We start from the raw sequence: 11440 nt of genomic DNA, 5'->3' as shown, positions 1-11440 counted from the left end.
CTTCCTGGGCTTCTATGGTCAAACCTATTAATAATAACGTCGGGTTTAAATGCTCTTATGGCAAGAACGACATCGCTTAAAACTTCTTTTTTATTCCAAATGGTCAATGTTTCATCGGGATGTTTAGAATACCCAAAATCATTGGCTCTGGTAAATAATTGTTTTCCACCATCTATTTGTCTTGCAGCCAAAAGTTCTTGAGTTCTTATAACTCCTAATAATTCTCTAATCTCGGGACCAATTAAATTTTGTCCACCATCGCCGCGCGTTAAAGCCAAATAAGCCGTTCTCGCCTTTACATGATTTGATAAATAGGAGATAAGTCTTGTATTTTCATCATCTGGATGCGCCGCGATGTACATGACAGAACCTAAAAAATTTAGTTTTTTAATAGATTCATAAATTTCAGAAGCATTTGGTTTATCAGGTTTTTGAGCTTGGTTTAAGAACGGTAAAAAAAGGAATATGAGTAGATAAAGTATTGGTTTTCGCATCATTTTTTGTTTGGAATTAACCAAATATAGAAAAAGATAGTAGCGAAGTGGTCGTTTTTAATGTTTCTTTAACGAATAAAATGAAATAAGAAAAAACCCTGTTTAGTTAACCAGGGTTTTTCATATTCAAAAAAATTGAATGTTTACTATCCCATTTTAATTATCGTTTACAAAAAGGCATCAAAATTTAAAGCGATTTATATTTACCCAATCCAGGGCCAATTAAACCCTTATAGGTATCAAGCATACCTTCGGGAACATTTCCCGTATTTACAACTTGCACTAGTGCGCGGTCTGGCCACATGTAAAATAATCCAACGGATTCTCCCTCTCCCTCTTCTGAGAACCATTCTCCAAATACTGGATTTCCATCATCATCATAAGCATAAACAACTAATTTATCGGTAGATTTTACAGCCACAAATTTCTGAAACTGAGACCATCGGTTTTCGCCTTCTCCAGCACGATAATGAAAAGTTATCCATGCATCTGAATCAACAATTGGATACTGGTAAACTCCTTCTCTTGATATACAGGATTCATTCCAGTGCATTACCAATGTCATATTTCCGTAGTAATAGAAGTCATAATCCAAAACTTCAGGATGTTGTTCTGCATATCCATCCCAGTCTCCATTATATGGGGGTTCTTTTTTGTACCAGGGTGCGTCTGGATATAGTTCATCACCAAACCATGCGTTTATAAGATAACCATTAAACTGATGTGCGTTCCAATTATATCCCCATTGATCAAAACCAGTATTTTTTTTACTGTCATTTACTTTAGAGCTATTTAGTTCCAAATTGCTCGTGGTTTCATCTATGGCTTCAGTATTACATGATACAAAAAGAAAAAACAAAGCAAAAATTGCAGATAGTGAAATAAATTTTTTCATGATAATTGATTTTTAAATTATGATATAAATATCCTGAATTATATAAATGTCAACTTATCAACCATGAAGCAAATTATTTTATTTTTCTTTTAATTTATTATAATTTTTAAGCACGTTAGTTTATTTGATTTTTTTAACAATTAGATTGCAGCCAAATAAGATCAAACTTAATTAAGTAATACTACACCTGTTTTTTTAGCTATTTTTTTAAATTCAGGATTACTATGAAGAGGATAAAATATGGGGTAGGTTAATATTATTGGTAGATCTTCATTTTTATTTTGATATGCAAGTTTTAAATATTTAAGAGCATTCGATTTATCGTTTACCATCATTTGAATAGATGCAATAACGCTTGGATTTGAACAAAAACTTGGGGTATTTATTGTTGCTTTATTTAAATAGAAATTTAAAGATTCATCAAGGCTTTTATTATCATAATACCATCCAAGTGAATCATTTTTCATAATAGTTTGTAGCTTTCTCCATGATGTAATCATTTTTTTTAAGTTATCTTTTTTATGATAAACGTATCCTATTCCGTTTAAGGCAAAACCATAGTCGGGTTCTATTTCTAAAACCTCATTATACTTTGCTATTGATTTATCAAAGTCTTTAGAAATATAATATTTTTCAGCAACGAAAGAACCTACAGTAGGATTTAATGGGTCTAAAGATTCTGCCAACAAAGCCTGTTTAATTGCGTTTTGGTAATTTCCTTTTATTGTATAATAATTTGATAATATCAAATGACCATCTGCATTGTTTGGCTCTAGAATCAATCCTTTGTCAGCCATTTCTTTCATTTTTTTCCAATTCCAATCAAATTTCCCAAGTAAATTTCCTTTTGTAAAATAAGCTTCAGCCGATGAGTCATCAAGTTCAAAGGCCATGTCAATTGTTTTTCTGGCATTTTCCCGATTGATTAATTTTTCATGATTATCACCTATTAATTTATTTAGAGAAATATAAATCTCTGTCAACGTAACATAGGCAGCAGCAAAATTAGGATCGATTTTAATTGATTCTTCCAAGTATTCTTTTGCTTTAATTAAAGAATTATATCTTGTTTTTTGATAATACCACAAATGTTTACCTTTTAAATATAAGTTGTAAGCTTCTGTATTTATTTTGTAAATTCTTTTTTCATATGACTTAGGTATTAAAGTTGTTGAGATTTCTTTTGCAATGGAATTTGAAATATTTTGAACTAATTGCAGTACGTTTTTAGTACTACGATGATATTTGTTTGACCAAATGTGTCGCTCTTTAGGAAACGGACTAATTAGCTGAACTACAACAAGTAAACTATCATTATTAGGAAAAACAGATCCTTCTAGCAATAAATCAACACCTAACTCCTTAGCAATTATATTATAAGGTGTGTTAGTATCATTCTTAAAGCGCTCGCAGGATCCTCTTGAGATAACACGTATAGATTTATTTTTTGACAATTCAAGGTTGATTGCCTCTGTTATTCCAGAGGCCAGATAATCATAATCCATATTTTCAGAATAATCTTCAAGTGGTAAGACAGCAATTGATGCGTGTTGATTTTCCTTTTTTGATTTGTTACTAAATATTTTTTTTTGATAATATAAACCAATGCTAATTACTAGTATCACAGGAACTACCCAAAAAAAATTAAATCTTATACCTTTTTTATAAGAATTATTTACAAGCGTAAAATCAAATGATTTATCATTTTCATGTTTCTTTTTAAAATCACCAGGTGTTAAATTAAAATAATCTAAAAAGCATTTATTAAAATAAGAGGGACTACTAAAACCGACTTTATAGGCAATTTCTGATGCGGTTAAATCACTATTTAGAATAAACCTTGCAGCTTCCTGTAATCTAATTTCTCTAATAAATTGATTAGTTGATTTTCCTAAAAACGATTTTGTTTTTCTGAGTATTTGGGAACGACTCAAGTTCATTTCCTTGGCTAGTTCACTAACACCAAATTTTTCATTTTCAAGATTAGATAAAACCGTTTGTTCTATTTTTTTTATGAAAGTTTGAGACATGTTGCTTAAGATCTTTCATATTGGATGGTTGATAACTACCTAAATTTACAATTTATTTACTAAAAATCAAGGGATTGGATAAAAAAACTAGGACGATAATATTTAAAAAGACAAAAATATTATTCTTTTTAATTAGGTGTTTCATGCACCTAATAAAGAAAATTTAAAACCATTTTTTTCTTTTAAAATAATTGAGCATCGAAAAGAATAAGACAATCATAATACCCCATAAAATGAAATACGAATATTTAAAATGTAATTCTGGAATGTTATCAAAATTCATCCCGTATATTCCGGCTAAAAACGTTAGCGGAATAAATATGGTTGATATGATAGTAAGAACTTTCATTATTTGATTCATTTTATTACTTATGGTTGTCATGTACATATCCATAAGTCCCCAAATCATTTCACGATAAATCTCTATGTTTTCAGAAATTTGAACAACATGGTCATAAACATCTCTAAAATAATGAATGGTTTTTTCCTGTATGAAGTTATTTTCGTTTTTTTCAATTTTACTAATAATTTCTCTTAAAGGAAAAATAGCACGTCTCACTTTTAGAATTTCTCGTTTTAATTTTTGAATTTCTAAACTTAATTCTTCTTGAGAAACAGCTTTAAATAACGTGTCTTCTATATCTTCGATTTTATTACTCATGGTTTCAATCACAAGAAAATAATGGTCAGTTACAGCATCGATAAGTGCATATAAAAGGTAATCAGAACCAAGAGTTCTAATTCTTCCTTTAGGATTTCTAATACGTTCTCTTAATGAATTAAAAACATCACCTTCGGCTTCTTGAAAGCTTAAAACATAATTATTGCCTAGAATAAAGCTCACCTGTTCATTAACAATTTGTTCATCATCATTATAATAGAGCATTTTCACAACAACAAAAATATAATTATGATAGTCGTCTATTTTTGGTCTATGATTTGTATTTACAATGTCTTCCAACGTAAGTGGATGTAGCTCAAATTGATTGCCTATTTTTTCAATAGCATCAACATGATTAAGACCATTAATATTAATCCAAGTTATTGCTTTTGTGGTTTTATAATGAAAAACATCCTCAATTTTAGAATGAACTTTTTCTTCAACCTGTTCGGTATTATAATCAAAAGTCTCAATCGAAAGTTTGTTACTTTCTTTATTACCTGTGTAAATAATAGAACCGGGACTTAAACCAAGTTTCTTTTTGTATTTTGAAGTTTTTTTTTTTGACATATCGAAGTGTTGACCTTATAAAGATAGTATTTTAATCATATTCAACACCAATGGCATCTTTCTGAATAAGTGTAACGGCTTTTTGTAACATAAGGTTGTTTGGGTAGGTGACCAAATTACCATTATCTAATCTTAAATGCAGTTGAAAAGCACCAATATCTTCAATTATGGCTTCTAAAGGAAAGTCATTATCGTGAATTTTAATTTTATCACCTACTTTATAAGGAAAAGAGAAAAACATGATAACACCTGACGTTATATTACTTAAAATAGACCATATAGCAAATAAACCAATTCCAACGACTGCAAAAACAGATGAAAATACCAAGGCTATTTGAGAAGGGTCAACGCCAAAGATAATGGCTTCAATAAGAACGGCAATAAAAAATAAAGTCACTGTAATATACCGACTAATAAGTTTTACTCTGGCAATATTTATATTACTGCGCTTTCCAATCCCAAATACTACTTTTTTAAATATATAATTTAAAACGAGAAAAATAATTAAAACAATAGTGGTAAATATTAATTCATGAGAAAATATTTCAAAAGGTGATTTCATAGTCATAATTTATTTAATTTGTAATATCTAAAAGGGTTTGATAAACCAGATGCACAGGAAGCCCAACAACATTAAAATAAGATCCTTCAATTTTAGTAACACCAATATGTCCTATCCATTCTTGAATGCCGTAAGCCCCAGCTTTGTCAAAAGGTTTACTGGTTTTTATATAATGGTTAATTTCGTCATCTGAAAGCTCCTTAAAGGTAACATTGGTAATGCTATAAATTGTTTTTTGTATTGTTTTAGTTGTAAAACAAACGGAAGTGATAACCTGATGGGTTTTATTACTTAACGATTTTAGCATTTTAAAGGCGTCATCAGAATTTTTTGGTTTCCCTAAAGCTAAATTGTTATGCCATACAATTGTGTCACTGGTAATAAGTATATCGTATTTCGTTAGTTCTTCTTTAAACGGTACTGCCTTTAATTGAGACAGATAGTTACTTATTTCAAAATGTCTTAAGTTTGGCGGATATTTTTCAATAATAGGTTTTAATCTAATTTCAAAATTAATGCCTAATTCTTTAAAAAACAGTTGCCTTCTAGGAGAACCTGAGGCTAAAATTATATTATGATTTTGTAGTTTCTTGTTAAGCATTTTTAAAATAAAATTATTTGGTATAATAACATAGAAAGCATACCAAAAATCATGACTAATTTAAATAGATTGCTAATACTATGAAAATCCTTTTTTGTTTTTGCGGACAAAATTTTTATGTTAGTGTATATAAGCGGTCCTATTATAAAAACCAAAAAATAACTAACAGCAATGGGATGTTTGTATAAGGTTGAATTTATATAATAAATAATTAATATTAACAGAATTAATGATAAAATAAAAAGCAATTTAGAAGAATACACTTTTCCAATAACTATCGGAAGTGTGTGCATACCTGTTTTTAAATCCCCATCGATATCTTCAATGTCTTTCGTTATTTCTCTTAGCAAATTTAAAATAAAGGCAAATAGGGCGTAATCTAATAAAATTTTAAAAAATGTTAATTGAATAGCTTGGTTAGTCGTTGTCATAACAGGAATTAATTCAAATATTCCAACAATAACTATACTGAAAGCAATTAAAGCCGATACAATAATGTTACCAATTAAAAAGCTTTGTTTTAAAAAGCTGGCGTACACATAAAGAAGTGCAGAAGTAATCACAAATATTGAAAACAATTCACTCTTATCAATGGCATGGGACACATAAAACCCGATTCCAACACCTAAAACATTTAAGATAATAAACAGGTTATAAGCTGTTTTTTCGGAAATGGTTTTTCCAATTATTAGCTGTTCTGGTTTATTAATGAAATCTGTTTCTACATCGTAAATATCATTAATAATATTACCAGCAGAAGCAATACATAAGGTGGTTAAAACGAATAGTATAAATTGAAAGTTAGTTAAAGACATGCTCACTCCAAACGGTTGAAATAGTGCATATTTAACAAGGCATTGCACTAAAGCAATCATGAGAAGGTTTTTCCAACGTATAAGCTTAAAAAAACTAATCATGATTTAGTGATATTATTAATGGTAATTTAAATGTGCTAAAATGAGCTTTCAAAAAAACTTTGGTTTTAATCATACTTAGCATCAAAATTTTTATACCACTTTTCTTGTACTTTTAAAACTTGTTCAATAACATCTCTAGCCGCTCCAGAACCACCATTTTTATGAGAGATATACTTAGAAATGTTTTTTATTTCTGGCACTGCATCTTGCGGACAACACGCCAATCCTACTAGTTTCATAACAGGATAATCTGGTAAATCATCACCCATATAAAGCACATTTTCAGATTTGATATTGTTTTTATTTAGATATTTATTTAGTTGCTCAATTTTATTACTGGCACCTAAAAAAATGTCTTTTATTCCTAAACCTTCTAAACGAACACGAACACCTTCATTTGTTCCGCCGCTAATAATACAAATATTAAAGCCTGAATCAACAGCCGTTTTTAGAGCATAACCATCCTTAATACTCATAGCTCGTAAAATATCGCCGCTATTGGTTATTTGTACGGTACCATCTGTTAAGACACCGTCTACGTCAAAAATAAAAGTAGTAATATGCTGTAAGTATTCTTTATAACTTTTTTCTTCCATGTGTTTGTTGAATTGATTTGGTTAAAAGCTCATATACTTCTTTATGAGGAGAATCTTCTAACTTTTTTAAATGCTTTTTAATGGTTTTTTTATCGTTTCGCTTAGCTGGTCCTGTTTGGGCCATAAATGGTGATAAGTCTTTAACTTTGCTGGCCGTTTCAAGAATGAGTGGTTTTAAAATATTAAATTCTGTGCTTGTAGATTCTGTAATTTCATGAGCAATTCGGTATAACTGATTGGTGAAATTGTTTACAAAAACAGCTGCTAAATGTAATGAACTGCGCTGGTCGCTATTGACTTTATAATAAGGGCTTCCTATTGATTTTGCTAGAACTTTAAGTGTATTAAAATCCTTTTTATTAGTACTTTCTATGCAAATAGGAACCTGAGAAAAATCAACGTCTACTTCTTTGCTAAACGTTTGTAAAGGATAAACGACACCACGTTTGTGCTTTTTATCCAAATCATACAAACCAACACTACCCGATGTATGAACAACAAGTGTATTTTCTATAGGAAGTTGAGAAGAAAATTTAGCAATAGCATCATCACTAACTGCAATAATATAAACATCGGCCGGTTTAAGCTGAGATAAATCATCAGTCACTTCAACGATATTTTTATAAAAATCAATTGATTTTAGATGCCTGTTAAACCATTGATTTACAACGACATTTTCAGCTTTATTGAAAGCTTTGAATAAATGAGTGGCTACATTGCCAGCTCCAAGTATAACTACAGAAATCATAATGCTAAATTAAGTAAGTAAAGCGTTATATAAAAGCCAATTCATGTATCTTTGCTTCTTATGGAAAAAAAAGATATTAAAACAAGAGATGATGTTTTTATATTAGTTTCTTCATTTTACAAAAAGGTAAGAAAAGACGAATTATTAGGGTCGTTTTTCAATCAAACCATTACAGATTGGGATGAACATTTAGATAGATTAACAACGTTTTGGGAATCTAATTTATTTTTAAAAATAAAATATTTAGGAAACCCATTAGAGGCTCATGTTAAAGTTGATAGTCGTCACAATCATGCCATTACCGAGATGCATTTTGGAGTTTGGTTAAATTTATGGTTTCAAACTATTGATGAGCTTTTTGTTGGAGAATATGCAGAAAAAGCAAAATTAAGGGCGAGAAAAATGGGGACTTTTTTATATTTACATGTTTTTGAGTCCAGAAAAAATTAAGGAATAATGAAGAAATTTTATGGAGAGTTTTATGCTTCATATCATTTTTAAATGAACTAAATCTCGTAAATTTGACCAACGTATTTATACACTATTTGCTATGTTAAAGAAAATAACTAATATCCTTTTTTCAACCCGTTTTACGGCTGTTTTATTTATTCTTTTTGCTGCTGCCATGATAGCAGGAACTTTTTTAGATGCCGGTCAAGAAACATCTCCAACACCTTACACAAGAACTTTAATTTATAATGCTTGGTGGTTTGAAGCTATTTTCATGTTTTTTATCATCAATTTTATAGGTAATATGTTTAAATATAAACTTTATAAAAAGGAAAAGTGGGCTACGCTAACATTGCACGTTTCTTTTGTATTTATCATATTAGGTGCTTTTATTACTCGGTATTATGGTTTTGAAGGTGTTATGTCGATTCGTGAAGGTGCTACCGAAAATAATTTTTTATCGCAGAAAACATATCTCACAACATATATTGATGGTGATTATAAAATTGATGGTGTTGCACAACGACTACCTATTGAAGAAGTAGTTGATTTCTCACCACGATTAGATAATAAGTTTGCGATACATACAAAATATGACCAGCAACCTGTTAGTATAGAATTATTAAAGTTTATACAAGGAGCGGAAGAAGACATTGTTCCTGATGAAAATGGAGAAAACTACTTAAAAATTGTAGAGGCAAGCGACCGTGGAGCTCATAACCATTTTCTGAAAGAAGGTCAAATTATGATTATCCATAATGTACTATTTTCTCTTAATTCAAAGACTAAAGGTGCTATAAATATTACTAATAATGAAGATGGTATTTTTATAGAGTCACCATTTGAAGGTGAATATTTAACAATGGCCACCCAGGAAGAGGGCAAATTAGTAAAGGATAGCATTCAGCCATTAAGATTACGTTCTCGATATATCATAGGAAATTTTCAAATGGTATTTCCAAAGCCAGTAATTAAAGGTAAGTTTGATATAGTAGAAAAATCACAAAATCTAAATACATTAGATCAAGATGGGCTTTTACTTAAAATAGAAACCAATGGCGACACTAGAACCGTTGGAGTTTTTGGAGGAAAAGGCTCTGGTAATGACTTTAAAAAGGTTAAAGTTGGTGGTTTAGATTTTCACCTTAGATATGGTGCAAAAGTTTTAGAATTGCCTTTTTCAATAAAATTAAATGATTTTGAAGCAGAACGATATCCTGGAACGCAACGAGGATTTTCATCGTTTTCAAGTAAAGTAACCGTGTTAGATGAGGAAGAAGGTAATTTTGATTTTAAAATTTTTATGAATAATATTTTAAACCATAGAGGCTATCGCTTTTTTCAGTCTAGTTTTGATCAAGATGAAAAAGGAACCATTCTCTCTGTAAACCATGATTTTTGGGGAACTTGGGTCACCTATTTAGGCTATTTTATGTTGTTTTTTGGTTTAATGGCCATTATGTTTAGTAAGCCTACACGCTTTAAGTCTTTAGAAAAAAAATTGAGCGAAATAAAAACAAAAAAATCAAAATTCTTAGCCATATTATTAATTGGTTTTACATTGAGTGCTTTTTCTCAGGAGCATTCAGAAAATGATGGTCACAATCATTCAAAGCCAACAAAGGCTCAAATTGATTCTATTTTAAAGGCTAATATGACGCCTAAAGAACATGCTGATAAATTCGGACGTTTAGTTATTCAAGACATAGGAGGACGAATGATGCCTGTTAATACATATGCGTCAGAAATGCTTAGAAAACTTAGTAAAAATGATGTTTATGAAGACTTTGATGCGAATCAGGTATTCTTGTCTATTCAAGAGAGTCCGATGCTTTGGTATAATGCACCAATTATCTATTTAAAGCTTAAAAAAGCAGATTCGATACGACATCTCATCGGTATTGATTTAGAACAAAAATATGCAACGTTAGCAGATTTTTTCACAGCTAATGGAGAATATAAATTAGCACCTTTTCTTGATGAAGCTTATAAAGCGCAGGTTCCAAACGCCTTTCAAAAGGAGTTTAAAGAAGCCGACCAACGTGTTAATTTATTATATAATACGATTGAAGGAAGTTCACTTAAAATTTTCCCTGTACCCAATGATGCTAATAATAAATGGATTGCTTCTTCTGAGCTAAAATTAAAAAAATATAACATACAAGATTCTTTATATGCTAATTTTGTAAATAACGGTTTCCGTCATTATTTATTTATATTGAATGAAGCTAAAAAAACAGGTGATTTTAAAGAAGCAGATAAACTTTTGGAGGCTTTTAAAAAGACGCAGAAGGAGTACGGTTCTGATGTTATGATTAGTGACAAGAAGGTAAATACAGAGGTTTTATATAATAAATATGATATTTTTAAAAAGCTATTTAGTTGGTATATGTATGCGGGTTCATTGCTTTTTATATTACTTATTGTACAAATATTTAAATCTAAAAATAAGCCTTTAAAAATTTCAGTCAATGTTTTCAAGGTTGTTATTTTACTTTTATTCCTGTTACATACCCTAGGCTTAATTGCTAGATGGTATATTTCTGGACATGCCCCTTGGAGTGATGCTTATGAATCTATGATATATGTTGCCTGGGCGACCATGTTATTTGGTTTATTATTTGGAAGAAAAAGTGATCTTACCATTGCGGCCACAGCATTTGTAACAGCGATGATATTAATGGTAGCTCATTGGAATTGGATGGACCCTGCCATTGCAAATTTACAACCCGTATTAAATAGTTATTGGTTAATGATTCATGTAGCTGTTATTGTTGCGAGTTATGGCCCTTTTACTCTGGGAATGATACTTGGCTTAGTGGCTTTATTTTTAATGATTTTCACTAACAAAGCAAATAAAGAAAAAATGAAACTCAATATTAATGAGCTCACCGTTATTAACGAAATGGCTTTAAC

General features: G+C 30.1%; 11 protein-coding genes. 2 read left to right on the top strand and 9 right to left on the bottom strand.

What is annotated here, in order from left to right:
* The 9 genes from AC15TD_RS07295 to AC15TD_RS07255 form a co-directional block, all read right to left on the bottom strand.
* Positions 1-494 (bottom strand): PIG-L family deacetylase (locus AC15TD_RS07295; protein ID WP_484451480.1); only part of this gene is annotated, 494 nt, incomplete at its 3' end.
* A 187-nt stretch (positions 495-681) separates the two neighbouring features.
* On the bottom strand, positions 682-1389 hold the full coding sequence (locus AC15TD_RS07290; RefSeq protein WP_484451479.1) for a hypothetical protein: 708 nt from the start codon (positions 1387-1389) through the stop codon (positions 682-684).
* A 167-nt stretch (positions 1390-1556) separates the two neighbouring features.
* Positions 1557-3419, bottom strand: a complete 1863-nt coding sequence (locus AC15TD_RS07285) for a helix-turn-helix domain-containing protein (protein WP_484451478.1) — start codon at positions 3417-3419, stop codon at positions 1557-1559.
* 163 nt (positions 3420-3582) lie between these two features.
* A complete protein-coding gene (corA, locus tag AC15TD_RS07280; RefSeq protein ID WP_484451477.1) occupies positions 3583-4650 on the bottom strand; it encodes a magnesium/cobalt transporter CorA in 1068 nt (355 codons plus the stop codon).
* Positions 4651-4681: 31 nt separating this feature from the next.
* A complete protein-coding gene (locus AC15TD_RS07275) occupies positions 4682-5212 on the bottom strand; it encodes a mechanosensitive ion channel domain-containing protein (RefSeq protein ID WP_484451476.1) in 531 nt (176 codons plus the stop codon).
* A 13-nt stretch (positions 5213-5225) separates the two neighbouring features.
* Positions 5226-5813, bottom strand: coding sequence for a Maf-like protein (locus AC15TD_RS07270; protein ID WP_484451475.1), 588 nt, complete (start codon positions 5811-5813; stop codon positions 5226-5228).
* 2 nt (positions 5814-5815) lie between these two features.
* Positions 5816-6730, bottom strand: a complete 915-nt coding sequence (locus tag AC15TD_RS07265; RefSeq protein WP_484451474.1) for a geranylgeranylglycerol-phosphate geranylgeranyltransferase — start codon at positions 6728-6730, stop codon at positions 5816-5818.
* A gap of 65 nt (positions 6731-6795) precedes the next feature.
* Positions 6796-7326, bottom strand: coding sequence for a KdsC family phosphatase (locus tag AC15TD_RS07260; protein WP_484451473.1), 531 nt, complete (start codon positions 7324-7326; stop codon positions 6796-6798).
* Positions 7307-8074: a Rossmann-like and DUF2520 domain-containing protein gene (locus AC15TD_RS07255; protein ID WP_484451472.1), complete on the bottom strand. Its 768-nt coding sequence runs from the start codon at positions 8072-8074 to the stop codon at positions 7307-7309. Before AC15TD_RS07255 ends, AC15TD_RS07260 begins: the two co-directional genes overlap by 20 nt.
* 60 nt (positions 8075-8134) lie before the next feature.
* On the opposite strand from AC15TD_RS07255, the gene AC15TD_RS07250 reads away from it, so the two are divergent.
* The gene (locus AC15TD_RS07250) at positions 8135-8524 is read left to right on the top strand and encodes a group III truncated hemoglobin (RefSeq protein WP_484451471.1); all 390 of its coding nucleotides are present in this window, start codon (positions 8135-8137) and stop codon (positions 8522-8524) included.
* 100 nt (positions 8525-8624) lie between these two features.
* Positions 8625-11440: cytochrome c biogenesis protein (locus AC15TD_RS07245; protein WP_484451470.1), on the top strand; the 2816-nt coding region annotated here is incomplete at its 3' end.

Source organism: Yeosuana sp., assembly GCF_057126245.1.
The sequence above is the reverse complement of the archived record's forward strand: the minus strand, read 5'-3'. Positions and strand labels throughout refer to the sequence as shown.